The organism is Xanthomonas prunicola, assembly GCF_002846205.1.
GTDB lineage: Bacteria > Pseudomonadota > Gammaproteobacteria > Xanthomonadales > Xanthomonadaceae > Xanthomonas > Xanthomonas prunicola.
The window spans coordinates 1-26383 of record NZ_PHKV01000017.1; the positions used below are offsets into that span (position 1 = coordinate 1).

General features: G+C 63.4%; 20 protein-coding genes and 2 pseudogenes. 16 read left to right on the top strand and 6 right to left on the bottom strand.

The genetic code is table 11. The annotated features are described in order from the left end of the window. Window positions 1-281: 281 nt before the first annotated feature. A complete protein-coding gene (locus tag XpruCFBP8353_RS21785) occupies window positions 282-1334 on the bottom strand; it encodes a LacI family DNA-binding transcriptional regulator (RefSeq protein ID WP_101365089.1) in 1053 nt (350 codons plus the stop codon). Between the two features lie 409 nt (window positions 1335-1743). On the opposite strand from XpruCFBP8353_RS21785, the gene XpruCFBP8353_RS21795 reads away from it, so the two are divergent. The 3 genes from XpruCFBP8353_RS21795 to XpruCFBP8353_RS21805 all read left to right on the top strand — a co-directional run bounded on the left by XpruCFBP8353_RS21795 (window position 1744) and on the right by XpruCFBP8353_RS21805 (window position 6565). After that, complete coding sequence (locus XpruCFBP8353_RS21795; RefSeq protein WP_101365091.1) at window positions 1744-2718, top strand: hypothetical protein; 975 nt, start codon at window positions 1744-1746, stop codon at window positions 2716-2718. Next, window positions 2718-5384, top strand: a complete 2667-nt coding sequence (gene plsB / locus XpruCFBP8353_RS21800; protein WP_101365092.1) for a glycerol-3-phosphate 1-O-acyltransferase PlsB — start codon at window positions 2718-2720, stop codon at window positions 5382-5384. Before XpruCFBP8353_RS21795 ends, plsB begins: the two co-directional genes overlap by 1 nt. 200 nt (window positions 5385-5584) lie before the next feature. Then, the gene (locus XpruCFBP8353_RS21805) at window positions 5585-6565 is read left to right on the top strand and encodes a zinc-binding dehydrogenase (RefSeq protein ID WP_101365093.1); all 981 of its coding nucleotides are present in this window, start codon (window positions 5585-5587) and stop codon (window positions 6563-6565) included. 473 nt (window positions 6566-7038) lie between these two features. Here the strand turns inward: XpruCFBP8353_RS21805 and XpruCFBP8353_RS21810 are convergent, their stop codons facing one another. Further along, window positions 7039-7242, bottom strand: a complete 204-nt coding sequence (locus tag XpruCFBP8353_RS21810; RefSeq protein ID WP_017112409.1) for a YdcH family protein — start codon at window positions 7240-7242, stop codon at window positions 7039-7041. A gap of 152 nt (window positions 7243-7394) precedes the next feature. Here XpruCFBP8353_RS21810 and XpruCFBP8353_RS21815 point away from each other — a divergent pair, with 152 nt between their 5' ends. The 5 genes from XpruCFBP8353_RS21815 to XpruCFBP8353_RS21835 all read left to right on the top strand — a co-directional run bounded on the left by XpruCFBP8353_RS21815 (window position 7395) and on the right by XpruCFBP8353_RS21835 (window position 10034). After that, on the top strand, window positions 7395-7967 hold the full coding sequence (locus XpruCFBP8353_RS21815) for a hypothetical protein (RefSeq protein ID WP_101365094.1): 573 nt from the start codon (window positions 7395-7397) through the stop codon (window positions 7965-7967). Window positions 7968-8263: 296 nt separating this feature from the next. Further along, on the top strand, window positions 8264-8602 hold the full coding sequence (locus XpruCFBP8353_RS21820) for a ribonuclease E inhibitor RraB (protein WP_101365095.1): 339 nt from the start codon (window positions 8264-8266) through the stop codon (window positions 8600-8602). A gap of 131 nt (window positions 8603-8733) precedes the next feature. Beyond that, the gene (locus tag XpruCFBP8353_RS21825) at window positions 8734-9093 is read left to right on the top strand and encodes a hypothetical protein (protein ID WP_133125694.1); all 360 of its coding nucleotides are present in this window, start codon (window positions 8734-8736) and stop codon (window positions 9091-9093) included. Between the two features lie 103 nt (window positions 9094-9196). Continuing rightward, entirely contained in the window at window positions 9197-9580 is a 384-nt protein-coding gene (locus XpruCFBP8353_RS21830; RefSeq protein ID WP_101365097.1) for a YbjQ family protein, read from the top strand. An 88-nt stretch (window positions 9581-9668) separates the two neighbouring features. Then, window positions 9669-10034: a hypothetical protein gene (locus XpruCFBP8353_RS21835; protein WP_101365098.1), complete on the top strand. Its 366-nt coding sequence runs from the start codon at window positions 9669-9671 to the stop codon at window positions 10032-10034. A gap of 28 nt (window positions 10035-10062) precedes the next feature. Here XpruCFBP8353_RS21835 and XpruCFBP8353_RS21840 read toward each other — a convergent pair whose 3' ends face one another. From XpruCFBP8353_RS21840 to XpruCFBP8353_RS21855, 4 genes are all read right to left on the bottom strand, one after another. Next, on the bottom strand, window positions 10063-10596 hold the full coding sequence (locus tag XpruCFBP8353_RS21840) for a lipocalin family protein (RefSeq protein WP_101365099.1): 534 nt from the start codon (window positions 10594-10596) through the stop codon (window positions 10063-10065). A gap of 463 nt (window positions 10597-11059) precedes the next feature. After that, on the bottom strand, window positions 11060-12094 hold the full coding sequence (locus tag XpruCFBP8353_RS21845) for a glycoside hydrolase family 43 protein (RefSeq protein WP_101365100.1): 1035 nt from the start codon (window positions 12092-12094) through the stop codon (window positions 11060-11062). Window positions 12095-12126: 32 nt separating this feature from the next. Beyond that, window positions 12127-13614 (bottom strand): MFS transporter, encoded by a 1488-nt coding sequence (locus XpruCFBP8353_RS21850; protein WP_101365101.1) that lies wholly within the window; start codon window positions 13612-13614, stop codon window positions 12127-12129. Window positions 13615-13712: 98 nt separating this feature from the next. After that, window positions 13713-16646 carry a TonB-dependent receptor gene (locus tag XpruCFBP8353_RS21855; RefSeq protein ID WP_162301153.1) on the bottom strand — a complete coding sequence of 978 codons (2934 nt, stop codon included), beginning with the start codon at window positions 16644-16646 and terminating at the stop codon, window positions 13713-13715. 280 nt (window positions 16647-16926) lie between these two features. On the opposite strand from XpruCFBP8353_RS21855, the gene XpruCFBP8353_RS21860 reads away from it, so the two are divergent. The 8 genes and pseudogenes from XpruCFBP8353_RS21860 to XpruCFBP8353_RS23885 all read left to right on the top strand — a co-directional run. Next, window positions 16927-18420, top strand: a complete 1494-nt coding sequence (locus XpruCFBP8353_RS21860) for an MFS transporter (RefSeq protein WP_101365102.1) — start codon at window positions 16927-16929, stop codon at window positions 18418-18420. Window positions 18421-18429: 9 nt separating this feature from the next. Further along, window positions 18430-19419 carry an endo-1,4-beta-xylanase gene (locus XpruCFBP8353_RS21865; protein WP_101365103.1) on the top strand — a complete coding sequence of 330 codons (990 nt, stop codon included), beginning with the start codon at window positions 18430-18432 and terminating at the stop codon, window positions 19417-19419. Between the two features lie 479 nt (window positions 19420-19898). Next, the gene (locus XpruCFBP8353_RS21875) at window positions 19899-20876 is read left to right on the top strand and encodes an endo-1,4-beta-xylanase (RefSeq protein WP_101365104.1); all 978 of its coding nucleotides are present in this window, start codon (window positions 19899-19901) and stop codon (window positions 20874-20876) included. Window positions 20877-20916: 40 nt separating this feature from the next. Further along, window positions 20917-22335: a glucuronate isomerase gene (uxaC, locus tag XpruCFBP8353_RS21880; RefSeq protein ID WP_101365105.1), complete on the top strand. Its 1419-nt coding sequence runs from the start codon at window positions 20917-20919 to the stop codon at window positions 22333-22335. A gap of 236 nt (window positions 22336-22571) precedes the next feature. Then, window positions 22572-23627: a hypothetical protein gene (locus XpruCFBP8353_RS21885; protein WP_101365106.1), complete on the top strand. Its 1056-nt coding sequence runs from the start codon at window positions 22572-22574 to the stop codon at window positions 23625-23627. Between the two features lie 616 nt (window positions 23628-24243). Beyond that, window positions 24244-24566 (top strand): annotated as a pseudogene (locus tag XpruCFBP8353_RS21895) (beta-galactosidase GalB); the annotation flags it as partial. Between the two features lie 293 nt (window positions 24567-24859). Then, window positions 24860-25140 (top strand): annotated as a pseudogene (locus XpruCFBP8353_RS24685) (glucuronate isomerase); the annotation flags it as partial. A 295-nt stretch (window positions 25141-25435) separates the two neighbouring features. Then, on the top strand, window positions 25436-26383 hold a 948-nt coding region (locus XpruCFBP8353_RS23885; RefSeq protein ID WP_162301152.1), incomplete at its 3' end, for a hypothetical protein.

A 26383-nucleotide genomic window follows, 5' to 3' on the forward strand; every position in this document is an offset into this window, starting at 1 on the left:
CGTGGCGTTGCTGGACTGGGCCATGGCCGGGTTGGCAGCCAGCAACGAAGCGGCAAGGGCGCAGCACAGCAGGCTGCGCGCCGGCAGGGTGGAGACGGTACGGTAGCTCTTCATGACTTCCCCCTCCCAGGGGTAAGGCGCGTACCGGCAGCATGGTCGGCGTGGCGCAGGGTGATGCGTTACTTCAAGGACGAACGAGCAATGGCAGCGGTTGCATCAGGGTTATAAAAAACATAAGAAACCGTAAATAATTTGTGAAGATGCGACGTAGTGCATAGACCTCACTGTCCTGACGTGTCACGAGCAGCACTAGATGCACGCACGATCAGCTCCGGAACCATCTCCGAAAACGCCGGTGGTGCAGCATCGGCAGGTGGTGCTGGTGCATCGACCAACTGCTGGCCCAGCAGCAACTGCAAGGCGCGTGCGCCCAGGCCGGCGATATCCACCCGCATCGTGGTCAGCGCCGGCAGCACGTAGCGCGCCATCGGCACATCGTCGAACCCGGCCAGCGCAATGTCCTGCGGCACCTTGAGCCCGGCATGGCCCAGCGCGAACAGGCAGCCCAGCGCCATCATGTCGTTGGCGGCGAATACCGCATCCGGGCGCGTGTCCTGGGCCAGCGCCTGGCCGGCGCGATAACCGGATTCTTCGTCGAAGTGGCCAGGCAAGACCCACGGCTGCGCGGCCGGATCCAGCGCCAGTTCGTCGCGATACCCGCGCAGGCGCTCATGCGCATCGAAGTTGTCGTCGGGGCCGGCGATGAACGCGATGCGGCGGTGACCACTGTCGCGCAGGTGGCGCGTCATGACCCGCGCGCCGCCGTAGTTGTCCACATTGAGTACCGGGCGCTGGCTGGCGCTACCGGCGCAGTTGAGCAGCACCGCCGGCAGGCCGCCGGGCAGCGCATCTTCATGCACGCCCGAATCGCCCAGCGACGGCGACATCACCACCACGCCGTCTACGCGCCCGGGCAGGCGCTCCAGCGCCCGACGCTGCGCCTGCGGGTCGCCGTGCGAGCTGGACACCAAGAGGTGGTACCCCTGGTCGCGCGCCACCTGGTCGATGCCGCGGATCAACTCGGAAAAGAATTCGCCATGCAGGTCCGGCAGCACCACCCCGATCGTGTGGGTGCGCCGGCTGCTGAGGCTGCGCGCGGCGTGGTGCGGGATGTAATTGAGCGCACGCGCCACCTGCAAGACGCGTTCGCGCACCGACTCGGCCACATGCTGATGCCCGTTCATGGTGCGCGAGACCGTGGCCACCGACACCTGCGCTTCGCGCGCAACGTCCTTGATGGTGACGCTACCGCCTTCGGACCGTGGCCGGCTCATGCTGTGGCTTTCTCCAAGTCAACACGTGTGGCGGCGCATGCCGGGGTGGGGCGCACGATCCGCCGGCGCACAGCGTTCGTGTCACACATGCACATGAATGACATCAGCCCCATCTGACGGCGCCCCCAAGCGAGATGCAGCGCACGCTAGCAGGAACTGCAAGCGCTTACATGATGCGCCGCAACATTGCGCCAAACGCAAGTGGCGCAAGGGCTGGAAGCCGATTGCTGGACAAGTTTGTCCGAGTAAGACATCAGCAGCCAATGCCGGACACCGGTCGACAACATGCCAGGAACTACGAAAACGTAACATGTGCCGACCATACCTTGGCGCACGGTTGGGCCCTGCCTTGCCGCCGATGCATTCAGACAGCAAGATGCGCCGATCGATCAGGGGGAACATCGTGCGCATGTCGCTACCTACCGTCCGCGCAGGGCGGTTCCAGTCCGCTGCGTGGCTGTTGCTGGCCGCGCTGTGCGTGAGCGGCTGCCAACGCAACGAGACCGCGCCTGCCTTGCCCGGCGCCAAGGCCGAGCCGGCCGCAGCCATGCAGTCGATGACCCTGCCGCTGCGGCGCAACGATCTGGTGGCGTATGCGCGCATCCGGGTGACGCCTGCGCAATACACCCAGCTGGAAGCGGCGTGGCGCAGCGGTGCCAGCCGCTGGCCGCTGACCGAGCTACCGCTGCCCAATGAAGTGGGCACGCTGCTGGGAGCGTTGTCGGCGCCCGATGCCGAGCGCCGCATGCAGCAGGCGTTTGATGCACAGCTGGCCGGCCAGTCGCAGGGCATTGCCCAGGCCGCGCAATCGCTGGGCCAGTTCGGCGTGCAGTACCTGCGCAGCCGCAGCGATTACCAGCCCGAGCAGCGCGCCCATTATGTGCAACTGGTCGATGCGCTGAGCGCCTGGGCTGCCACCGCGCCGCTGGCCGATCGCCCCCGCGCCAAGGCCAGCATCGCCGACCTGGTGACCGCCGCGCGCGCCACCGGCATCACCTCCGATGCCGATCTGCAGCGGCTGGGCATGGAAGAGAGCCTGCGCCGGCTCGGGCCGTTCTGGGAAACCTGCAAGAAGGTGCTGGGGCGTTACGACCTGTCGATCGACAGCAGCCTGGATGCACTGCGTACCGGGTTGATCAAGCAGGACGGCGACACCGCCCAGGTGCGGCTGCGTTATCCGCTGGCCGCCCACGACATCGATCTGACCGTGGCGCTGATCAAGCGCGATGGCCACTGGTACCAGCTGCAGACCCAGAACGAAGTGCAGGCGCTGCTCAACGGCGTCCAGGCCGCGCCCCTACCCAACGCCACTGCCGCGCCTGACACCGCAGCGGCCGCGCCGGCGAAGCCTGCCGACACCGGGCAACGCCCGGCTGGGCGATAATGCCGGTGATGCCAGAACAGAATCCCCTGCCGTTCCCGGATGGCCAGTCCGCCCCGCCCAGCGCTGCCGCAGCCGACACCGGCGCCACGACGGCGGCGTTGCCGCCCGCCGAACCGGTACCGCCGGATGTTGCGCCATCGATCGCGCCCGGCATTGCCGCTGCGCGTAGCGCCAAGCGTCCCTGGTGGGCGCGCCTGCTCGGCCGTTTGGCCGACCCGTGGCTGAGCCTGACCATCGAGCCGGAGCAGCCTGGGCGGTACGACGATGGCCGCCCGGTGGTCTATGTGCTGGAGGACTATGGTCTGTCCAACGCGCTGATCCTGGACAAGGCCTGCCGCGAGGCCGGGCTGCCCTCGCCGTTGGTGCCGCTGCCGGGCGACCCGCTGGAGCGCAAGCGCGCCTATCTGGCGCTGTCGCGGCGCAGCAGCAGCAATTCGCTGATTCCCGAACAGCGCGGCGGCAAGACCCATTCCGATTCGCTGGCCAAGTTGCTGCAGGCGCACCGCGTGCGCGCCGACCTGGACGTGCATCTGGTGCCGGTGTCGATCTTCGTCGGCCGTGCGCCGGACAAGCAGAGCGGCTGGTTCGCGGTGCTGTTCTCGGAAAACTGGGCGTTGGTCGGCCGCTTCCGCCGCCTGCTGGCGGTGCTGCTCAACGGCCGCACCACCATCGTACGGTTCGCCCCGCCGATTTCGCTGCGCCAGACCATGGCCGAAGGGCTGCCGCCCGAGCGCACCCTGCGCAAGTTGCAGCGCGTGCTGCGCACGCACTTCCGCCGTATCCGCGAGGCGGTGATCGGCCCAGACCTGTCCACCCGCCGCCTGCTGGTGGACCAGGTGCTGGCCGCCGATTCGGTACGCGAAGCCATCGCCACCCAGGCCAAGCGCGACAACTCCAAGCCGGTCGATGCCTGGCGCAAGGCGCACGCCTACGCCTGGGAAATCGCCGCCGACTATTCCAGCCCGGTGGTGCGCTCGGCCAGCTTCCTGCTCACCCACGTGTGGAACCGCATCTACGCCGGCGTGCTGGTGCACCATCTGGACAAGCTCAAGCAGGCCGCGCCCGGGCACGAAGTGGTGTATGTGCCCAGCCACCGCAGTCACATGGACTACCTGTTGCTGAGCTACCTGCTGTACGAACGCGGCATCGTGCCGCCGCATATCGTGGCTGGTATCAATCTCAACTTGCCGGTGGTCGGCACGCTGCTGCGCAAGGGCGGCGCGTTCTTCATCCGCCGCTCGATCAAGGGCAATGCGCTGTATTCGGCAGTGCTCAGCGAATACGTCGCCCAGCTGGTGGCCGGCGGCTATTCCATCGAATACTTCGTCGAAGGCGGGCGTTCGCGCACCGGGCGTCTGCTGCAGCCCAAGGGCGGCATGATCGCGATGACGCTGCGCGCGTATCTGCGCCAGCCGCGCAAGCCGGTGCTGTTCCAGCCGGTGTACATCGGCTACGAGAAGTTGATGGAAGGCAACAGCTACCTGGACGAGCTCACCGGGCGGCCGAAAGAAAAGGAATCCATCTGGGGCCTGCTGTGGTCCATCCCCAAGGTGCTCAAGCAGAACTACGGCCAGGTGGTGGTGAATTTCGGCGAGCCGATCGCGCTCAACGACGTGCTGGCCAAGCACGCACCGGACTGGGATGGCCAGCCGCTGCCGGAAGACGCCAAGCCCACCTGGCTGGCACCGGCGGTGGACACCTTGTCCTCGCAGATCCAGACCCGCATCAACTGCGCTGCCGACGTCAATCCGATCAATCTGTTGGCGCTGGCGCTGTTGTCCACGCCCAAGCACGCGATGGGCGAAGCCGACCTGATTGCGCAGATCGAGTTGTGCAAGAAGCTGCTGGCCGAGATGCCGTATTCGGACCGTGTCACGGTGACCCCGCATACGCCGGCGCGCATCATCACCCATGCCGAAGAGATCAACGTGCTCACGCGGGTGTCGCACCCCCTGGGCGATGTGCTCAGCGTCAGCGGCGACACTGCGGTGCTGCTGAGCTACTTCCGCAACAATGTGCTGCATCTGTTTACGGCATCGTCGTGGGTGGCGTGCTGCTTCCAGAACAACCGCCGCATGAGCCGTGCCGGTCTGTTGCGCCTGGGCCGGACGGTGTACCCGTTCCTGCAGGCCGAGTTGTTCCTGCCATGGAGCGAAGACCGCTTTGCCGAACGCATCGAACAGACCATCGACATGTTCGTGCGCGAAGGGCTGTTGCTCAACGTCACCGACGACGATGGCGGCATCCTGGCGCGTAACACCGGGCAGACCGACGAAGTGTTCCGTCTGCGTGCGATCGGGCATTCGTTGCAGCAGGCCTTCGAGCGCTATTACATCGCCATTTCGGTGCTGGTCAAGAATGGCCCCGGCGTGCTCGGTGCCGGCGAACTGGAAAGCCTCTGCCAACAGGCCGCGCAGCGTCTGAGCCTGTTGTACGCACCGGCCGCGCCGGAGTTCTTCGACAAGACCCTATTCCGCAGCTTCATCCAGAAGCTGCGCGAGCTGCGCCTGGTCTGGCCGGACGAAAACAGCAAGCTGATGTTCGATGAGCGCCTGGATGCCTGGGCCAAGGATGCCAAGTTCATTCTCGGCCGCGAACTGCGTCACACCATCGAACGCGTCAGCCCGGCAGCGGCCAAGCCGGACGTGGTGCCGCCGCCGCAGTAAGCCGGCCGCTAGCAACGGTCATCACGGCCTGCAGGAAGCGTTGGGCGCGGGGTGACGCGTCTGGGGGCGAGGCGATGGCGACTTTCACATAGCGGTTCCGTTCGCTTCATCGGCCGCTTGCAGCACGCCCGTTAGCATCGCATCACCTTTGACTATGATCGGCCGCGCTGCACCACGCGCGCTGCCGACAGGAGACTTTCATGCGCGCAGCCATCCATACCCAATTCGGCGATCCCGCCAAGGTGCTCGAACTCGGCGAACGACCCACACCGCAACCCGGCAAGGGTCAGGTCCGCATCGCGATGCGGCGCTCGCCCATCCACAACCACGACCTGTGGACGGTGCGTGGCAACTACGGCTACAAGCCCTCGTTGCCGGCGATCGGCGGCAGTGAAGGGTCGGGCGTGATCGATGCACTGGGCGAAGGTGTCGAGGGGTTGCAGGTCGGCCAGCGTGTCGTCGCGGCCGGCGTGCATGAGAGCTGGGCCGAGTACTTTCTGGCCGATGCAACCGGCGTGGTCCCGCTGCCCGACGCACTCGATGACGACCGCGGTTGCCAGCTCATCGCCATGCCGTTGAGCGCATTGATGCTGATCGAATTCCTGCATGTCGAACAGGGCGATTGGATCCTGCAGAACACCGCCAACGGTGCGGTCGGCAAGACGGTCGCCATGCTGGCTGCGGCACGCGGCATCAACGTGATCAACCTGGTGCGTCGCGACGCAGGTGTGGACGAATTGAAAGCGCTGGGCATCGGCAATGCGGTGTCGACCGCGCAGGACGGTTGGCAAGACAGCGTGCGTGCGCTGGCCGGCGATGCACCGATCGTGCGCGCGATCGACTCGGTTGCCGGCAAGGCAGCAGGCGAGCTGATGGGCCTGCTTGGCGAAGGTGGCGAGTTGATCTCGTTCGGCTCGATGACCGGCGAGCCTCTGGAGATTGCCAGCGGCGATGTGATCTTCAAGCAGGCCACAGTGCGCGGCTTCTGGGGCAGCAATGTCATGCAGGCCACCAAGTCCGAAGATAAGCGCCGCATGATCGGCGAGCTGCTGAAGGCCGCGCTCGACGGCAGCCTGGCGCTGCCGGTGGAAGCGGTGTTCGATCTGGAAGACGCAGCCAAGGCGGCAGCGGCCAGCGCCGAACCGGGCCGTCGCGGCAAAATCCTGTTGCGCGCCGGTTGAGTGGCGTGCGCGCTGATTGAAACAGCGCCAGCGCGAGGATCGGCCCGGCAGGGTCACCCGCGCTATCTGGGTACCAGGCGCGCGGGTGGGCAGTGCAATCTCGCGCCGTTGGAACTGTCGAAGCGCCCTCGAGCGAATCGCACCGTCTCCCGCCAGCAGCAAAAATGAAAGCCCTTCTCCCGTCGGGGCGAGAAGGCACCGCTGGCGCGCCACTGGCGCGCTTGGCGTGGAATGCCCACGCCGCAAGCACGGGCTGGGGCGCGGAGCGGGGGTGTTGGGTGAGGGTAGGTTTCTGCAACTGACGCAGGCGCGCCGCAATCCGCATCTGTCGCGCGCGCAACGTCGTCAACGCGCTGCATCGACGCTCAGCATTCGCGGGCGCCTGGATGCGTACGCGCAGATGAAGGCGCTGCCACCCGGCCGCCCAGCCTCACGGCCATCAGTCGCCGACGCAAGCCGCCGCCAACCTGCCCTCAGGCCGGCTCGTCGGGCACCAGCTCCATTTCCAGCCGCGTGATGCAGTCCTTGATGTGCAACTTGCGCTTCTTCAAACGCTTCATCTGCAGCTCGTCGTCCATGTTCGCGGGCACGCGCTGGATCTCCTCGTCCAACGCGCGATGGGCGCGTCGCAACTCGGCGATCTGCTCGACGATCTCGGCGGTTGACAGGGTTTCCACCCCCCGAGCATACACAACCCCGGGCTGCGCGCGTCACCCACGCTTGCCAAGCGGCCCGGGGCTGCGACAATGCCAGCGCGTCGCGGGGAAACGGCGGCGCGCCTCATTCATCACTGCCGAGCGGCTACGGCCGTCTAGAAAGGAGTCTTTCGATGCGTCTGCATTCCTGTCTGCTGGCCCTGGGCCTGTTCACCGCCGCGAACCTGGCCAGCGCCGCCGATGTCGCCAAGTACGATGGCTTCCTGTGCTGCAACCTGCGCACCGACGGTAGCTGGATCAGCGACAGCAACTACGCCGAAGACGGCAAGCGCGTGCTCCCGGTCGGCACCCCGGTCAGCGTCACCGGCTTCGGCCGCAACCGCGTCAACCTCAAGATCGCCGGCGAAAAGCAGTCCATCGGCAACGACTACAGCCGCGACCTGGACAACACCGCCTTTGCCGCCCGCTACGTCGTCACCGCCGATCCCAAGCTCAAGCTCGCCACCTTCCCGCCCAAGATTCGCCAGGCCATTGCCGACGGCAAGCTCACCGGCGGCATGACCCGCGAACAGGTCCTGATGGCGGTCGGCTACCCGATCAGCAGCGAAAACCCCAACCTGGAAGCCTCGCTGTGGCGTTACTGGCGCGACAGCTTCTCCGAGTATCAGGTGCAGTTTGGCCCCAGCGGCAAGCTGGTCAAGGTGACCGCCGATCCGCAGTTGCTGAATTTGATTTGGGTTCCGTAACTGTCATCGGCGGAGGCAACCAGCGCCTCCGCTTAGGACTTCGACGCAGACCAAGCGCGATCCGCCGGCAATCGGCTGCCTGCGCTTGGCGCCCGCGTAATGACGGCTGATGTCAGGCTGATCTGGAGACCCTTGTCGTTGCCGATGAGTGACGCTGTTGAGACGCTGCGTATCTCGTCGGCCAGGCGCCTGGGACCTGCACCGACGTCGCCGGGATCGTCGACGCTGGCGTGTCGGCCAAGCAGGGATGATCCTGGTCATCTCGGCCGGCCCAGCCATCACACAAGGAGAGCACCATGCAGCGAGATCTGACCCTGTATCCGGAAGACGACAACGGCAACACCCTCTGGCACATCGCCCAGCAAGGAGTGGATCTTTTCAAGCCCAGAGAGATCGCGTTTTCAGTGGTGTTCCCAACCAAAGAATCAGCACTGGAGTTCTGTGTGGCCATGCTCCGTTGCGAGCAAAAAGTGCGTTGCCGTTATTACGAAGAGAACAAAGCCTTTCCCATGGATGTGACGGTATATCCGGCCATGGTGCCCTCCTATCGGACCATCGTGGCCTTCGAAGAGGAGCTAGCGCTACATGCCGTGCCGTTGTCTGGACATAATGATGGCTGGGAGTTCTCCGAATAGTCCGAAAGGCCGCACTGCTTTTGCGTGCAGCCGCCGTTTCGCGTCCGGCGGACGAAGTGGCTTGCGCGGCATCCTGGCTTGCAACTGCGTTATCGGCACGGCGAGAGTCAATCTAATCCTGAGGATGGAACATGCTCTGCTTCAATCACGAAAATACCCAGGCGATAGGACTGTGCAAGCATTGCAGCAAAGCGCTTTGCCACAGTTGCGCCAATGATCTCGGCTTCGGATTGGCTTGCCGCGATCTGCATGAGGAAGAAGTGATCTCTACCACGCAAGCCATCGTGCGCTCGATTCGCGCGCAGTCCATCGGCGGCCCGGGCCGCTACGCCACGGCGATCTTCTACATCGTTCTCGGCGTCCTGTTCGGCGGATACGAAGTCCTGTTTCGCCAGAACCTGGGGTTCGGCGCCGTACTGGGTGGACTGTTCGTCGCTTACGGTCTCTACGCGGCCATCGCTATCCGGCACGCTTTCCGAACCAAGCGCTGACCGCGTCGCAGGCGAGCGATCCCTGCAGGACAGCGTCTTGCGTGGGCAGACTCCAAGCCCAAATCAGCAGTCTTCCAGTGGCCCCATCTGGAGCAAGCAACCAGTGAACAATCCCTACAACTCCTCGCCGATTCCTGCAGCGATGCAGCATCTCAACGACACCATGGTGACCACTGCACTGGAATTGCCGGGTTGTCGCATTGTTCGCAACCTTGGACTGGTGCGCGGCATCACTGTGAGATCGCGCTCCATCGTGGGTAATTTCTTCGGCAGTCTGCAGACCTTGTTCGGTGGCAACATCACCATCTATACACAGCTCTGCGAACAGGCGCGATCGGAAACCTATCGCGACATGGTGCAGCATGCACGGCAGCTGGGTGCAAACGGAGTCATCGCTGTCCGCTATGACGCCACCGAGTTGATGGCGGGGCTGACCGAGGTGCTGTGTTACGGCACTGCGGTGGTGGTGGAAGCACAAGACAACTGAAGACGCGCTACGGACATTGACCGGGAAAGAAAAACGTTCGATGCCGACTTCCTAATCTACGGACTCGCTGACCGAATGGAGTTAGCCGATGGATATATTGGCTCCCTTTGTTTTTGTAGCCGCGCTCTTCGGCGTGCACTACTATTTTCAATCCAGACGCGACAAACCGCCCAGCAGGGTCGAGCGATTCTTCGCTCGCATCTGGCTTCTCGTAAGGCGCGTGTCCTGCTTCGGCATGGCGCTTTGCTTCTGGGGCGGCGGCGGTATCTTGATCTATCAAATTGTCGTCGGGGCAGCTCCGCCTGCGTCGGTCTTGTGGTTGGGAGTTCTGGTGCCTATCGGCTATCTCTTCGTCCACTCGGGGATTTACGGACGAGGTTACCGAAAGTACGACATTCTTGACGATAAGCCAGTCCATGAAGAACGAAAGAAGAGATACGGATGGCGTTGGTAACGCCGGTGCGATGGAAAACGCGTCCGCATCAGCGCACCGACTGCGGCACACGTCGCAGCTGTGAGACGTCGTAGCCCATTGCGGCAATACGTTGAACGGCCTGCTGATAGTCGGCATCTGAGACCTGCGGGGTGCGCGCCATGTACCAGACGTAATCGCGCTTGCTACGCGCCACGATGGTCTGCGTATAGCCTGCGTCCAGCCAGGCGATCACGTACTCAGCTTTGAACGGCCAGAGGAACTGCATGCTCCACAGGGCGCCATTGCCCTCCTTTGCAACCTGGCCGACCGGATGCATCGATTTGAGCGGCGCCTGGAAGCTGCCCTTGCGAAACGTGAAGGTGGTCTGGATGCGGCCATCCGGGCGCAGCGCGTAGCTTTCCACCGCATCGTAGGCCTTGCGCTCGGGACGGGTCGGAATATGTGCGATGACATACCAGTCGCCCATGAAGCGTGGCACGTCGACGCTGTCTGCGCGGGGCAATGCGGAGCGCGCTTCGCTGCCGCTTGCACTGCCGTAGACCGCAAGTGTGAGTAAGAACAGCATCGACGCCTGGCGCATGGCAACCTCTTTCAAGAGACTCAGTGCATGGGCATACGTTGCGACGATGCGTGTGGATGCAGCGTGCAATCCGCCGCCTATCGACAGCCATGAAGGCCTCTCTGTCGTTGGCAGGCGCTACCGTCGCGACTCCCGACGGACGCTTGAAGAATGCGACTGCTGTGATGGTCACGGGCCGGAGCAGGCGCCTTCGTATAATCCCGTCTATCGGCGCGACAGCTGGCGTGCCGATGTCGACGATCAAGCGATGTCGGTGCAGGGGCGGGAGCAGTCTTGAAGCGGCTGAGAACACATGGCGCGCGTCGTCAGCTGGGCATGGATGGCGCACTCAACGCCAGCGTGCACGGGTGTCCATGCCGCGTTCGATCGGCGGTGAGCATGCTCGCTGTCAGCCGCTCCTATGCACACTCGGCCGGCGACCCGATCATGAGAAACAGCTGCGGACGTGAACGTCGTCGCCATGTCACCACGGCGACACAGCATCCTTCCCGTACGGATGGATCGTTGCGATCGTGCCATCTGCCAAGTGCTCCAGCGGCGCCATCTTGATGCTGCGCAGATGCGTCTGGCCGCCTGAAAGTACGCTGTCGTGATAGAACAAATACCACTGTTCTTCGAACAGACAGACGGAGTGATGCGTGGTCCAGCCGACCACCGGCTGCATCAGCACGCCTTGGTAGGTGAACGGGCCGTATGGGGTGTCGCTGGTGGCGTAGCAAATCAGGTGGGTGTCGCCGGTGGAGTACGACAGGTAATAGCGGCCAGCGTGTTGGTGGACCCAGGGGCCTTCGAAGAAACGACGGGCGTGGTCGTCTGCGCGGAGCGGGGTGCCGTGTGTGTCGAGGATGACGATCTCGCGGGTGGGTTCGGCCAGCTCTGTCATGCTCGCGTGCAGGCGTGCCACGCGTGGGCCGAGCGCGGGTGCGTCGCCCACCGGTTCCTGATGCGTCTGTGCATAGACGTTGTCGCGGTAATGCTGCAGCTGGCCGCCCCAGATGCCGCCGAAGTACAGGTAATGCGCGCCGTCGTCGTCGGCAAGCACGGCCGGGTCGATCGAATACGTTCCGGCGATGGGCTGCGGCTCGGCGACGAACGGGCCTTCGGGGCGATCACCCACTGCTACGCCAATCTGAAAGATGCCATCGGCGCGCTTTGCAGGGAAATACAGGTAGGTCTTGCCGTTGCGTTGTGCAGCATCCGGTGCCCACATCTGCCGCTGCGCCCACGGCACATCGCGCACGTGCAGCACTTGCCCAAGATCTTCCACCGCTGCACCCGGATGCGCCATGCGCAACACGTGGTAGTCCGCCATGTCGAAATGCGAGCCATCGTCGCTGAAGGCCACGCCGGCATCGATGTCGTGCGAGGGATAGATGTACAACGCACCGTCGAATACATGTGCAGACGGGTCGGCCGTGTAGAGGTGAGTGACCAGCGGTGCGGAAATGGCGGTGCGCGCCAGGGCCTGCAGTGCAGCGGCTTGCAGCTCATCGGACATGCGCGTACCTGTGCATAAAGTGGGAGGGGAGGTCAGGGAGTGGCGAGCGGGGCGGTTTGTCGGCGCACGCCCAGTTCGTGTTCGATGCGGGTTTCCAGCGCTTTGTCGATCTCGTACAGCGCCAGCAGTGCGGTGCCGAGCAGGAACGGCAGCGAGGCGTACACGCTGATGGCCAGGCGGATGCCATTGGTGACCGCAGCGCTTTGCTGCGGCAGTGCGGCGTCGTAGCCATAGAACGCCAGGATGCCGGCGACCAGTGCGCCGCCCACGCTCAGACCGATCTTCAAGCCGCACAACATTGCCGAAAAGATGATTGCGGTGGCGCGGCGGTGGTTCTTCCACTCCGAGTAATCGGCCACGTCGGCGATCATCGCCCACAGCAGTGGGATGGTGATGCCGTAGAAAAATCCGTGCAGTACGTAAGAGGCGAAGACCCAACCGATCGCATTCGGTGGGTACAGGTAGAACGCCAGCAGGAACAGCGTGGAAATCAACAGCGCGCCGCCGAACACGTTGCGCTTGCCATAGCGGTCGGCCAGGCGCTTGGAAAAGCCAATGCCGACAATCATCGCCAGGATGCCGCCGGCACTGAACACGCTAAATGCGGAGGTCGGTGCGTCCTGCGGCCATTGCAGTGCGCTCATGCCGGCGCCGGTCAGCACGCTGTTGATCCCGGCGATGAAGCGGTTGAAGCCGGCCGCGTCCAGGAAGTGGGTCAACGCGCCAGCGTCGAGGTAGTACTTGAAATAGTAGATGTACATCCCGCCCTTCATGGCGAGATTGATGAAGACCAGGATCGTCAGTGCCAGCATCACCAGCCACGGCTTGTTACGCACCAGATCGGTGAGGTCCTGTCGCACGCTGCTGCGCTGTTCGGTGATCGGCAGCACGCGCTCGCGCGTGGTGAAGAAGGTGATCAAAAAGCACAGCGTGCCGACCGCCGCGAACAGCGCCATGGTGTTGCGAAAGCCCTGCGCCTTGTCGCCATTGCCCAGGATCAACACCAACGGCAGCAGCAGCACCTGGATGATGAACTGCGCAAAGGTCACCGCCAGAAAGCGGTACGCCGACAAGCTGTTGCGCTGTTCCATGCTGCCGGTGAGCACGCCGCTCAAGGCCGAATACGGCAAGTTGTTGGCCACATACACCAGCATCAGCAAGGTGTAGGTGGCAAACGCGTAGGCGACCTTGCCCTGTTCGCCGAGCGCAGGCGTGTTGAAGGCAGCCAGCGACAACGCACCGAAAGGCAGCGCAGTCCACAGGATCCACGGGCGGAACTTGCCCCAGCGGGTGCGCGTGCGATCGGCCAGGATGCCGATGATGGGCGTGAACACGAACGCGCCCAGCATGCCGACCACAAAGATCAACGTGGCCGCTACACCCGCAGGAATGCGAAACACATCGGTATAAAAAAACGCCAGAAAAGTGACCAGCGTCTGGAAGATCAGATTGGCCGCCAGGTCGCCCAGGCTGTAGCCGATCTTTTCGCGCACGGAGAGCTGCTGTGACCGATCGTTCATGAGGTGGGGCGGACTCGAAGAATGCTGCGGAAAACGCCGCGGCGCGCATTGCGCCATCGGTCGCCGCCGGGAGGAACGGCGACCGATGACGACAACACTCAAAAGGTACCGCGGATGCCGAGCATGACGGTGCGCCCGGGCTCATACAGATCGTAGGTGGCGTTGGGCCACGCGTAGGTGGTGCGCAGCGGCTCGTCGGTGATGTTGGTGACGTTGAGGGTGATCTGCGGTTTGGACGGCAGCGACTCCAATGTGTAGCTGGCCGACAGATCCAGCTGGCCACGTGCATCGGCATTCAGACGTGCGTACGGAATGCCGTTCTGGTTGGCGCCAGAAATCACCATATCGTCGTTCCAGGTGTAGGACAGGCGCACCGAAGCGGCGTTCTTTTCCCAGTAGACAGTGCCGTTCCACAGGTTCGGCGCCACGCCGACCGCCACGGCCGGCACGCCTTCACCTTCGGAGGATTGGGTGACGTGGGTGTAGTTGACGCTGAAGCCCAGGCCGTCGACCAGCTTGTCCAGCGGCTGCACCCAGATGGCCTCGGTACCGCGGATGTTGAGCACGCCGTCCGCATTGACCTGTGTCTGCACATCCACGGTGGCGGCATTTGGCCCACCGCGCTGATCCAGACCGGCCTGCTGGATCGGCAGCAGGGTGTCGTAGGCCACGCCCAGGTCATTGAACGGGATGCGACGTACGCCGTTGACGGTGAAGCCACTGATGCGCTTGTTGAACAGCGTCAGGCCCACATAGCCTTCGCCGCCGGTGTACCACTCACCGCCGAAGTCGACGTTGGTGGACAGGTACGGCGCCAGGTTGGGATTGCCTTGGGTCGCCGTCTGCGCGGAGGGGTCGCTGAAGTTGGTGTTGGGCAACATCGCGCTCGGGTCCGGGCGGGTGAGCGTGCGCGAGCTGGACAGGCGCAGCACCACGTTGTCGGCCACATCCCAGGCCGCGTTGAACGAGGGCAGGGTTTCCTTGTAATCCGAATCCAGCACCTGCACGGTGCGGATGCCGTTGACGGTGACCGGGCCGGTGATGGTCTGGTCGGTGGTCACGTACCGCACGCCGGCGTTGAGGCGCAGCGTGCGGTTCCAGACGTCGGTTTCCGCATTGGTTTCGATGTAGAAACCCAGGTTCTTTTCGCGGATGCCGCCGGCCGAGGCGCCGGTGTTGGCGGAGTTGGTTTCCGGCGCGGAATCACGCAGCGCGTAATAGTTGGTGTCGCCCAGGAAACGGTTGAAATCGGCAGTGATAAAGCCATCCGGGCCGGGCCGCAGATAGCTGGCCAGGGCCGAATTGGGGATCGCAGAACCGGGGCCGCCATTGCACACGGTGCCGCCATTGCCGCGGCATACCACTTGTTCCCAGGCCACGCTGTTGTCGAAGCCACGGATGGTGCGCTCGGCTTGGTCGTAGGCTGCACCGATCTTGATGTTGCGCTTGTCTTCGCCGAACTGCAGGTCGGCGCGTGCGCCACGCGTTTCGGTGACGCGCTTTTCGTTCTGGATATTGACGCGGCCGCCGGTCCAGCCCCAACCCAGATTGGGGTCGTTGAGATCGAGCGGACTACTGATGTCGGGGCGGTCGCCGCCTTCGTTGCGATAATCGACGGTGGTGAACGGTGAGGTGACCAGGATGCTCGGCGACTCGCGTGCCAGCCAGCTGCGCGTGGCGTTGGCCTGCACGTTGAGCTTGATGTCCTGGTCGGCGCCGAACAGCAATTCCGCACCGGGATTGACGCTCCAGAACTTGACGTTTTCGCGGTACGGCCGCGCTTCCAGAAAGTACTGCGCATTGGCGAAGGTGGCGCTGGTCACTACGTTGTTCTGATCCAGCTGCATACCGAGCGGAATCATGTTGCCGTTGCGGCCGATCAGATTCATGCTGATCCGCTCGGTGGTGCGCTTTGCTTCGGAGTACAAGGTGTCCAGGTAGAAATGCATGGTGTCGGAGGGGCGCCATTCCAGCGACATCACCGACGCATCGCGGTCGCGATCGCCATTCATGTAGACCTGGCGGCCAAGGCGCGGAATCAAGGCATCGCTGATCTGGTCGATGCTCAATCCTGGGTTGCGGGCCAGCAGCCACGCAGCATCGATGGTTTCGCCAGTGGTCAGGCCGCTGCCGGCAGTGGCCGGCACGCGGTCGGGAATGCGCCAGTTGCCGCCGCCGTTGACGTTGCACGCGGTCGGTTGATTGGTCGCCGGCGTGCCCGCAGGCGGAGTGAGCCCGCACTGCGTGTAGGTGAGGCCGGGGTTGGTCCAGCCCACACTCTCGAAGCCACGTACGCCGAGTTTGCTGCGCACCGACGCCACACCGAGCAGCGCGCCGAAGGTGCCTTCCTCGTTGGTCCAGCTGCCCATGAAGGCGCCACGTGGCGTGGTCTTTTCGCTGGTGCTGTTCCAGTCCGCCTGTGCCTGATAGGTAAAGTGCACGCCGGGGCGATCGAATGGGCGTGCGCTGCGCATGTCCACCACACCGGACACGCCACCTTCGAGCATGCTCGCAGTCGGCGTCTTGCTCACCGTGAGCTGGGTAAAGAATTCGGTGGGAAACAGATTCAAATCGACTTCGCGGTTCTGGTTCTGCGCGTTCAGGCCGATCGAGGCGGTGGCGATGCTGGCGCCGTTGAGCGTGGTCTTGGTGAAGCTGGTGCCCAGGCCGCGGATGGCGATGTTGAGACCTTCGCCGTTGACGTCGCGCGCCAGCTGCACACCGGGGATGCGGTTGAGTGACTCGGCGATGTTCATGTCCGGAAACTTGCCGATATCTTCGGCAAACACCGTGTCGGCAAAGCCTACCGAATCGCGTTTGGCATCGGTAGAGAACTGGATGCTGCGTCGGTAGCCGGAGACAGTGACCGTGTCGAGCTGTTTCACTGCATCAGTGTTGCCGGCAGTGGCCGGTGGCGTTTGCGCAGCGTTGTCGGCATCGGTGGATTGTGCCCAGGCGGCAGTGCTGGCCATGCCCAGCAGGATGGATCCCAACGCGCAGGACAACGCGGTTCGTGCGTAGCTGTTCTTCACCGTAATCCCTTCCCTAACAGGTAGCAGATGTCCCACGCATCGCCCCTGCGCAGGGAGTGCCGCTGCCGTTGCGCGGCGCGACGATGGTGCGATGGGGGAAACGGACGATCAGTGCGCTCGATGTTAGCGCTACCAAATTCGGAACATCACGCTGCAGGGCAGCATAGTTGCCCGGGTAAAGCGCAAGCAGCTGCCGCAAGCACTGCACAGAGCGCCTGGCGGCTTGCGTACGGGCAGGTAGTGCTGCACTGCGCGATGGATTTGGCGCAGGAGCGTGGTAATGGTAGCGCTATCATCCGTGGCGCAAGGCCATCCTCGTGCAGGTGCAGTGGTCGATGAATCGAATCGAAGAACGCGGCAGCGACGTGCCTGGCCGCCACCCGGTTGGCGCACGCAGAAGCGAGACCCGCCAACGCCCGCAGGCTGCCGACCATCTGGCGCGGTTGCGCAGGCCACGCGCATGAGCGAGGTGCCCACCACTGCGCCTGTCACTGCGTCGGCACGGCTCGGGCGGGTGCGTTGGCGCGTCTGTGCCTTGCTGCTGGCCGCCACCACCATCAACTATATAGACCGCCAAGTGTTGGGCGTGCTGGCGCCGTTCTTGCAGACGCAGATCGGCTGGAACGAAATCCAGTATGGCTATATCGTCACTGCGTTCCAGGCTGCGTACGCGTTGGGATTGCTATGCAGCGGCGCGGTGATCGACCGCTTCGGCACCCGGCTCGGCTATGCGCTGGCGATCGGCATCTGGAGCCTGGCAGCGATGGGGCATGCCTTGGCCACCAGCGTGGTGGGCTTTGCGATCGCACGATTTTTCCTGGGCCTTGGCGAATCCGGAAATTTTCCTGCGGCGCTCAAGACCGTGGCCGAATGGTTTCCGCGCCGCGAGCGCGCACTGGCCACCGGCATCTTCAATTCCGGCTCCAATATCGGGGCCATCGTGGCACCGTTGCTGGTGCCACTGATCGCCACTGCCTGGGGCTGGCAGTCGGCGTTTCTGTTCACTGGCGTGCTCAGTGCCACCTGGCTGGCGGTGTGGTGGTTCAGTTATCACCCGCCCGAGCAACAACCCGGATTGTCGGCCACAGAGTTGGCGCATATCCGCAGCGATGCGCATGAGCCGGTGCAGCGCCGGCTCTCTTGGTCGCAGGTGCTGCGTCATCGGCAGGCCTGGGCGTTTGTGCTGGGCAAGCTCATCACCGACCCGATCTGGTGGTTCTTCCTGTTCTGGCTGCCGAAGTTCCTGCACGCCCAATACGGTTTGAGCCTGCTGCAGTTGGGCGCACCGTTGATCGTGATCTTCGTGCTGGCCGATATCGGCAGCATTGCCGGTGGTTGGGTGGCCGGGCGCTTCATCGCGCGCGGTTGGAGCGTCAATCGTGCACGCAAGACCGCGATGTTGATCTGCGCAATTTCCGTCGTGCCCATCGTGTTCGCTGCGCGTGCCGACAATCTGTGGCTGGCGGTTGCGCTGATCGGGCTAGCCACAGCCGCACACCAGGGCTGGTCGGCCAATCTGTTTACGCTGCCCTCGGACATGTTTCCGCGGCATGCGGTTGCCACCGTGGTGGGCATCGGTGGGTTTGCCGGTGCGGTGGGCGGCATGTTGATCGCCACCTTCATCGGCTTCCTGTTGCAGGCCACCGGAAGTTACGTGCCGGTGTTTCTGATGGCAGGCTCGGCTTATCTGCTGGCGTTGGCCGTCGTGCACACGCTGGTGCCGCGGCTGGAGCCGGCGCAATTGCCCCCCAATCCAGCGCCGGTATCTTCCTGAGGTGAGCTCATGCACATGCGCGCAGTAACACTGGGGCTATTGATGGCGGGCATGGCAGTACCTGTCTGCGCCGCACCGCTGGCATCGACTGCGTCCAAGTTCCTCGGTAGCGCCTATGGGGCGCAACAGGCACCGGAGTTTGCGCGGTACTGGAACAAGCTCACCCCGGAAAATGGCGGCAAATGGGGTAGCGTGGAGGCGGTGCGCGACCAGATGGACTGGAGCACGCTGGATGCCGCGTACCGATTCGCACAGGCCAACAACATGCCGTTTCAGATGCATGTGATGGTGTGGGGCAACCAGCAGCCGGAGTGGATCAAGACCTTGCGTCCGGCCGAACAGCGCCGCGAGATCGAGCAATGGTTTGCCGCCGTTGCGCAGCGCTACCCGGACATCGCGCTGCTGGAGGTAGTGAACGAGCCACTCAACGACCCGCCCAGCAAGGCCGATACCGGCGGCGGCAATTATCTGCAGGCGTTGGGGGGTAATGGCGACAGCGGCTGGGAATGGGTGTTGCAATCGTTTCGGTTTGCGCGCCAGCATTTTCCGCACACCACGTTGATGATCAACGACTACAGCATCACCAATAGCGCGCAGGCCACGCAGAAGTATCTGCAGATCGTGCGGCTGCTGCAGCGTGAGAACCTGGTCGATGCGATCGGGGTGCAGGAGCATGCCTTCGAGACTACCCCGGAGGTCGCGATGTCGGTGCATCGCGACAATCTGGACGCGTTGGCCGCCACCGGCCTGCCGATCTACATCACCGAGTTCGATCTGGACGGGCCGACCGATGCGCAGCAACTGGCCGACTACAAGCGTGTGTTTCCGGTGTTCTGGGAACACCCGGCAGTGCATGGCATCACCTTGTGGGGCTTTCGGCCCGGCTTGTGGCGCGACAAGGAAGCTGCCTACCTGATCCGCGCCGACGGCACCGAACGTCCCGCGCTCACGTGGCTGCGCGACTACGTTGCAGCCCATCCCGGCACACCTGCGCCATGACAATCGCTCATGCTCGCCGCGCTTACAGGCGTCTACGTGGTGTCCTGACCTTATGCCGATGTCCGCATGTCATCGCGTTGGCTGCATGCACCGTGTGGCAAGTAGCCGCGCTGACCGGGCTGGCCACTGCCGCACACCGAGGCTGTTCGGCGTATTTTTTTTCCCGCTTTCCGGCCTGCCTGCATGTCACGCAGTTGCAACAGTCGCCGGCCTAGGCGGCATGGTGATCGCACCGTTCATTGGTTTCGTTTTGCAGGCCATCGGCAGCTACATTTCGATATCTCTTTACGGTGGGTGCGGCCTACATTCTGGCGCTGGCGGTGGTGCACCGCCTGGTGCCACTAGGCAGCCGGCGCGAGTGGAGCAACCGGCCTAGATGCGGTTCCAGGTGTCTGCACTTTGGCGTCGATCCGACGCACGTCAGCGCACCTGTCCTTTCCTTTCCGTCACTGCTTCGCTCACTTATCGAGGATGCCAACATGTTGAAACTACGTTACCCGCTCACGCTTGTGCTGTTGCTGGGCGCCTGTGCGTCCGCTGTTGCCGGGCCTATCGCTGCCGGCAAGCAACGCGTCCTAGGCAGCGCCTACAGCCCGGCGCAAGCGCAGGGCTTCACCAACTACTGGAACGCCGACGTTCCCGAAAATGCGGGCAAATGGGGCAGCGTCGAAGCCGTGCGCGGCCAGATGAACTGGGGCCCGCTCGACGAGGCTTACCAGCTGGCCAAGCGTAACCATATGCAGTTTCAGTTCCATGTCGGGCTCTGGGGCTCCCAGCAGCCGACATGGGTGCGCAACCTGCCGCCAAACGAGCAGCTTGCGGCGATCGAACACTGGTTTGCCGCGATTGCGCAGCGCTACCCCGACATCGACCTGATGCAGGTGGCCAACGAAACGCTGCCGGGTCACAACCAGCCGGACAATCGCCGCAGCGATACGGGCAATTATCTGCAGGCACTGGGCGGTACCGGCACCACCGGCGTCGATTGGGTGCTTGAGGAATTCCGCCTGGGACGCAAGTATTTCCCCCATACCAAGTTGATGATCAACGACTTTAACGTCACCGAGTACAACGACCAAGCCAGGCAGTATCTGCATACCATCCAGTTGCTGCAGCAAGAACACCTGATCGATGCGATCGGTATCCAGGGGCACCTCTCGAGCAACGGCCCCTCAGTGTCGGTGCAGCGTGCCAACCTCGACCTGCTGGCATCCACCGGACTGCCGATCTACGTCACCGAGTTCGACCTGGATGGGCGTACCGATGCCCAGCAGCTGGCAGCCTGGCAGCGCTTCTTCCCGATGTTCTGGGAGCACCCGGCCGTGCGCGGTGTGAACGTGTGGGGTTTCCGTCACGGTCTGTGGCGCGACAACGAAGGTGCCTATCTGATTAATTATGATGGCAGCGAACGCCCGGCGTTGACCTGGCTACGCAGCTACGTTGCCAGCAAGCCCTGACCAGGCTCCCTTCATAACGTCCATTGGGCTGATATCGATCATGCGTTCTTCCGTGTTGTCCTTGCATCCCGATCGTTTGCTGCCGGCCGATCCCGGCACGCGCGCGATCGCCCGCCGCCTGTACGCACAGGCTGCAACGCTGCCGATCATCAGCCCACATGGCCACACCGACCCGGCATGGTTCGCCACCAATGCGCCGTTCGCCAACGCGACCGAATTGCTGTTGGTGCCGGATCACTACGTGTTCCGCATGTTGTACAGCCAGGGCATCGCCCTGGATGCGATCGGCATCCCGCGCGCCGATGGCACGCGGGCAGCCGTCGACCCGCGCGCGGCATGGCGCGTGTTTGCCGAGCACTACACGTTGTTGCGCGGCACGCCGTCGGCACTGTGGCTCAATCATGTCTTCCACGACGTCTTCGATCTCCGCATCCGGCTCGATGCCGACACCGCCGACCACTATTACGACCACATCACCACCGCATTGCAGACGCCGAGTTTTCTTCCGCGCGCGCTGTTCGAGCGCTTCAACATCGAAGTGATCGCCACCACCGAGTCACCGCTGGATCCGCTGCAGAACCACGCAGCGATTGCCGCCAGCGGTTGGCAGGGACGGGTGGTGACGGCATATCGCCCCGACCCGGTGGTCGACCCGGAGCACGAGCAGTTTGCCGGTGCATTGCAACAGTTCGGCGCGCTCACCGGCGAGGATGTGCTGACCTGGAATGGTTATCTCCGTGCGCATCGGCAACGGCGTGCATTCTTTGCCGCACACGGCGCCACCTCGACCGATCATGGGCACCCTAGCGCGGCCACCGCGGATTTGTCGCCGACCGAAGCGCAGCGCCTGTTCGACACCGTGGTACGCGGTGCAGCCACGCCGGAACAGGCGGAGATGTTCCGCGCACAAGTGTTGACCGAAATGGCGGCGATGAGCCTGGACGATGGCTTGGTGATGCAGCTGCACCCAGGCTGTTTTCGCAATCACAATCGTCAGTTGTTTGCGCATTACGGACGCGACAAGGGTGCCGATATTCCGATGCGCACCGACTACGTGCACGCGCTCAAACCCTTGCTGGATCGTCATGGCAACGACCCGCGTTTGCGCTTGATCGTGTTCACCCTGGACGAGACCAGCTACAGCCGCGAACTGGCGCCTTTGGCCGGGCATTACCCATCCCTGCTGCTCGGCCCTGCATGGTGGTTCCATGACGCACCTGAGGGCATGTGGCGCTTCCGCGAGCAGACCCTGGCCAGCGCCGGTTTCTACAACACGGTGGGTTTCAACGACGACACCCGTGCCTTCCTGTCGATTCCGGCGCGGCACGATGTGGCGCGGCGCGTGGATAGCGCCTTCCTCGCCAAGCTCGTTGCCGAGCATCGGCTGGAAGAAGACGAGGCGACCGAGGTGGCGATCGACCTGGCGTACCGTCTGCCCAAGCGGGCCTACAACCTGTAATTGGCGCCGTCTTCCGCACAGAACGTGCGTCACGCGCGGAAGCGGGGCCGGTACTTGCCGATGCACGGCATGGTCCGATAGCGTTCGATGAGAATTGTGACGACCAAAAGGATTTGCGCGTTCGTCGGAGCTACGCCTTCGCCGCTGCGGGGATGGCTTCCGATCAGACAGTGCGGTCGCTCTCCCAAGGAGGATGCTCGCCACTCCATCTACAAAAGGCTACATAAGGCGGGCAAATGAAAAAGTTCGGATCGAAGTATGTGCTTGGTGCATGCATCATCGGAAGCGTTGTCGGCGCAGCGGCCGCCGCCCAGCCCTCGGCGACCGACGCCGCCGGTCGCGCTGCGGCGATGTCGGCGTGGGAAGAGACGCTGCGGCAGGACGCGCCCGCCATGGAGGGCTGCTTCCGTTCGTCGTTCCCCGACAATGGTTGGCAGGCAACCGGCTGCACGCCGTCGCCAAAGCTGCTCTCGAGGCCGCCAGCCATCGCTGTCCACAAGGATGGCACCATCACCGCGCGCACCGATGGGGCGCTGACAGCCGGGAACGGTGTCGACTACGTTGCAGGCACACGCCAGCTTATCCACTCGACGTTGGGAACATTTCCTAGCGTGACTGGCGTGGCCACTGGCGTGGTCGACTATTCGCTGCAGATCAACACCAATCTCGACAGGAACCCTGTGACCTGCGCGCAGTTCGGATATTCCTCGTGCTGGACCTGGCAGCAGTTCTTCTACTCCACCGACTACGACGGCGACGCGATCAACGGTCGCACACCGGTCATCTTTATCCAGAACTGGTTCTATGCCGGCAGTGACGCGGAATTCCAGGCAAAGGGCTGCCCGTCTGGTTGGAATGCCTACTCCACCAGCGATTACAACGCGTGCTACAGCAACAGCAATGGCGTGATCGTGCCGCTGGTGCCAATCTCGCAGATCGGCAACATCAAGATGGGCGCTTCGGCGACCGCGGGCGGCGTGGACACCGTGACGTTCTCGATCAACGGCAGGACCTACAGCGTGAGTCAAAATGCCGACACTCTGAACATCAACAGGATTTGGCGGCGCTCCGAGTTCAATGTATTCGGCAACGGCAGTGACCACCCGCTGGTGTTGTTCAACGCAGGCTCGCATGTCACCGTGAAAGTGGCCGTCAAAGATGGGACCTCCAATGCCCCGAGGTGCCTGGGTCCCAACGCCGGTTATACGTCGGAGCAGAACAATCTCACGCTCGGCAGCTGCACCGCGTCCGGTGGTGCATCGCCTTCCATTACCTTTACCCAAAGCAACTGACGCCTGTGCAATGCCCGGGAAGGCCTTGGCCTTCCCGGACGTTTTTCGTCCTGGGGCTGCCGGTCGCTGTCTCCCGCGTGCGTTGGCGGATGCGCAATGCACCAAGCTGCGTGCGCAACTCTGTGAAACGTTCGAACAGAACATCCTGACGCTGCGCAACTCCACCATTTCCAGTAGTGCGCCGCCGCATAATGCTTTCACACAAGGCAATTCCTTGCGCCCGCCGTCCGACAAGACCTGTGTTTGCGGACAGTGTTGTTGGCAACAGCCACTGTGCATCGTTCGATGCTTCTCCCGCGCCTGCGCTCCCGACAGGGCATAGACGCTGCCGAAGGTGGTGTGCCCTGACCAATACAGGCGCGCTGACAGATGCGATTTCTGTCGGTGGGCGAATCGTCGCACACAGATCAACGCCACCACAGACGTTCGGTGATTCTGCTCGTCGATGCGGGTCGGCGCTGCCTGCGGAAACGGAAGCGTCTATGCTGCATCGCCGCCATCGCCGCCATCGCCTGCCTTAGGCGGACTGTGCCATGGCCTTGCGCATCCCCCGCTGCCGCACGCTGCACTCGCGTGTCGTTTTTGCGTTGCAGCCAGGTGTCCCCTGCCTTTCCTCATCGAGCTGACCCCGGATCGCAGCAGCATCCGGAGCGACGACAGCACCTGAGCTTCATCACCGTGCGCCTGCTCGATCGCGATGGACGTCCTGCACCGACCGCGGGCGACCGCCTGCGCTTCCGCATCGAAGGTCCCGGCGTGCTGGTGGCGACCGACAACGGCGGTCCGACCAATCTGGAATCGTTCGTTTCGTCGCAACGCAATGCCTTCAACGGGCTGTGCTTGGTCGTCGTGCGTGCGCAGGCCGGGGCACCTGGCACGATCACCGTGCATGTGGAAGCGGACACGCTGCAAGCCGCACAGACACAGGTGGTGCTGCAGCAATGGAGATGCAGGTCAAACGACACGGCGTGCGAGACCGCCAGCGCCTCGCTCACGCATGCGTCTGCGCCGGGCGCTGGTTCCTGTTGTCAGTGCCCACAGTGTCCGGTAACGAGGCTGCGTCTGCTACGTTGATGGTCTGCCACGTCAATGCCGTCACCCGCGAGAACGTGATGAAGGCCAAAGCAGCCGCGCCACCGCGTGACGTGCTCGATGTCGGTGCCGCCGATGGATCCCCACGCACGCCGCAATCGACAGGTCGTGGTGAGCCATACCCTGGTCTGGCAGAACCCGACATGGGAGTGGTCCTTCCTCGACGTACACGGCACGCAACAACCCGAATGCGCCTGAGCGTGTTCACCCTGGTCGAGACCAGCGACAGCCGTGAACTCGCATCATTGGCCGGTCATTCCCTATCCCTGCTGCTCGGCTGCTCGGCCCCGCAGAGTGGTTCCATGGTGCGCCCGAGGAGATGTTGCGCTTCCGCGAACAGACTCTGGCGAGCGCCGGCCTCCACAGCGGAGCGGGGGCGTGTCGTCGGGCGAGAGGGGCGCCTCTACTCACGCTTCCGGCCATCGGCTTGACGGGTGGTCGCAGCGCGTGCCGGTCGTGCACTCATGCGCGCCACTCTTGATCTGCGATGGCAGTCCGAGCGCCTGCACGCGCATTGACGCGTTGAGATGCAGATGGCCGTCACATGCCATCAACGGCACGTGGATACGCGCACAACAAAATACTGTGACAACGTCCTAATTTAGCGCATTTATTGTCCTGTTGACTTCGCTTTCATGGACGCATCTTCTTGATGGCGTATCGCTGCACTTGAGGTGCGAGGAACATCATTTATTCCACCTTCATAAGGAAAGGGAATGAATAATTTCGGATCGAAGTCAGTGCTTGTTGCCTGCATCATCGGAAGTGCGGCCAGTGCAGCGGCCGCGACGCAGAGCGCGGCCATCAACGCCGCCGGCCGCGCCGAAGCGATGTCCTCCTGGGAAGCGACGATCCGACAGCAAACGCCGTCGATGGAAGGTTGCTTCCGTTCGGCGTTTCCGAATATGGGCTGGCAGGCGACGCGTTGTGCGCCGCCGCCGACGCTGGTGTCGGTGCCACCGGCCGCCACCAATGGCAACGCACGGACCACCGCCCGGACCGACGGGGCCTTCACGGTCGGTAACGGGACCGATTACGCCGCGCGCACCGGCAGTCTCACACGTTCTGCCGTGGGCTCGTTCCCGAGCGTGAGTGGTGTGACCACTGGCGTGGCCGATTATTCGATGCAGATCAATACCGACATCGCCAGTAATCCCACCACCTGCTCGCAGTTCGGTTACTCCTCGTGCAAGACCTGGGAGCAGTTCATCTACTCCACCGACAGCGACGGCGACGCCAGCAATGGCCGTACACCGATCGTCTTCATCCAGGATTGGTTCTTCGCCGGCACGACCGCGCAGTACAACTCGGTCGGTTGCCCGTCCGGCTGGAACGCCTATCCCGCCCAGAACGCCTGCTATCGCAATAGCAATGCGGTGAGTGCACCGCTGGTGCCGGTCTCCAGCATCGGCAGCATCAAGCTGACCGGCTCGGCGACTGCCGGTGGCGTGGATACGGTGTCGTTCTCGGTCAACGGCCAGGCGTATAGCGTGAATCAGCCCGCTTCGACGTTGAACATCAACAAGATCTGGCGGCAGTCCGAATTCAACATCTTCGGCAATGGCAGCGATAACCCGGTGGTGTCGTTCAATCGCGGCTCGCGTGTCACCGTGAACGTGGCGGTCAACGACGGCACGACCAATGCGCCGACGTGTTTGGGCAAT

What these genes read in the sequence shown, in the direction of transcription:
- XpruCFBP8353_RS21785 (WP_101365089.1), bottom strand. Translation starts at nt 1,334, where the DNA reads ATGAGCCGGCCACGGTCCGAAGGCGGTAGCGTCACCATCAAGGACGTT.
- XpruCFBP8353_RS21795 (WP_101365091.1), top strand. Translation starts at nt 1,744, where the DNA reads ATGTCGCTACCTACCGTCCGCGCAGGGCGGTTCCAGTCCGCTGCGTGG.
- plsB (WP_101365092.1), top strand. Translation starts at nt 2,718, where the DNA reads ATGCCGGTGATGCCAGAACAGAATCCCCTGCCGTTCCCGGATGGCCAG.
- XpruCFBP8353_RS21805 (WP_101365093.1), top strand. Translation starts at nt 5,585, where the DNA reads ATGCGCGCAGCCATCCATACCCAATTCGGCGATCCCGCCAAGGTGCTC.
- XpruCFBP8353_RS21815 (WP_101365094.1), top strand. Translation starts at nt 7,395, where the DNA reads ATGCGTCTGCATTCCTGTCTGCTGGCCCTGGGCCTGTTCACCGCCGCG.
- XpruCFBP8353_RS21820 (WP_101365095.1), top strand. Translation starts at nt 8,264, where the DNA reads ATGCAGCGAGATCTGACCCTGTATCCGGAAGACGACAACGGCAACACC.
- XpruCFBP8353_RS21825 (WP_133125694.1), top strand. Translation starts at nt 8,734, where the DNA reads ATGCTCTGCTTCAATCACGAAAATACCCAGGCGATAGGACTGTGCAAG.
- XpruCFBP8353_RS21835 (WP_101365098.1), top strand. Translation starts at nt 9,669, where the DNA reads ATGGATATATTGGCTCCCTTTGTTTTTGTAGCCGCGCTCTTCGGCGTG.
- XpruCFBP8353_RS21840 (WP_101365099.1), bottom strand. Translation starts at nt 10,596, where the DNA reads ATGCGCCAGGCGTCGATGCTGTTCTTACTCACACTTGCGGTCTACGGC.
- XpruCFBP8353_RS21845 (WP_101365100.1), bottom strand. Translation starts at nt 12,094, where the DNA reads ATGTCCGATGAGCTGCAAGCCGCTGCACTGCAGGCCCTGGCGCGCACC.
- XpruCFBP8353_RS21850 (WP_101365101.1), bottom strand. Translation starts at nt 13,614, where the DNA reads ATGAACGATCGGTCACAGCAGCTCTCCGTGCGCGAAAAGATCGGCTAC.
- XpruCFBP8353_RS21860 (WP_101365102.1), top strand. Translation starts at nt 16,927, where the DNA reads ATGGTAGCGCTATCATCCGTGGCGCAAGGCCATCCTCGTGCAGGTGCA.
- XpruCFBP8353_RS21865 (WP_101365103.1), top strand. Translation starts at nt 18,430, where the DNA reads ATGCACATGCGCGCAGTAACACTGGGGCTATTGATGGCGGGCATGGCA.
- XpruCFBP8353_RS21875 (WP_101365104.1), top strand. Translation starts at nt 19,899, where the DNA reads ATGTTGAAACTACGTTACCCGCTCACGCTTGTGCTGTTGCTGGGCGCC.
- uxaC (WP_101365105.1), top strand. Translation starts at nt 20,917, where the DNA reads ATGCGTTCTTCCGTGTTGTCCTTGCATCCCGATCGTTTGCTGCCGGCC.
- XpruCFBP8353_RS21885 (WP_101365106.1), top strand. Translation starts at nt 22,572, where the DNA reads ATGAAAAAGTTCGGATCGAAGTATGTGCTTGGTGCATGCATCATCGGA.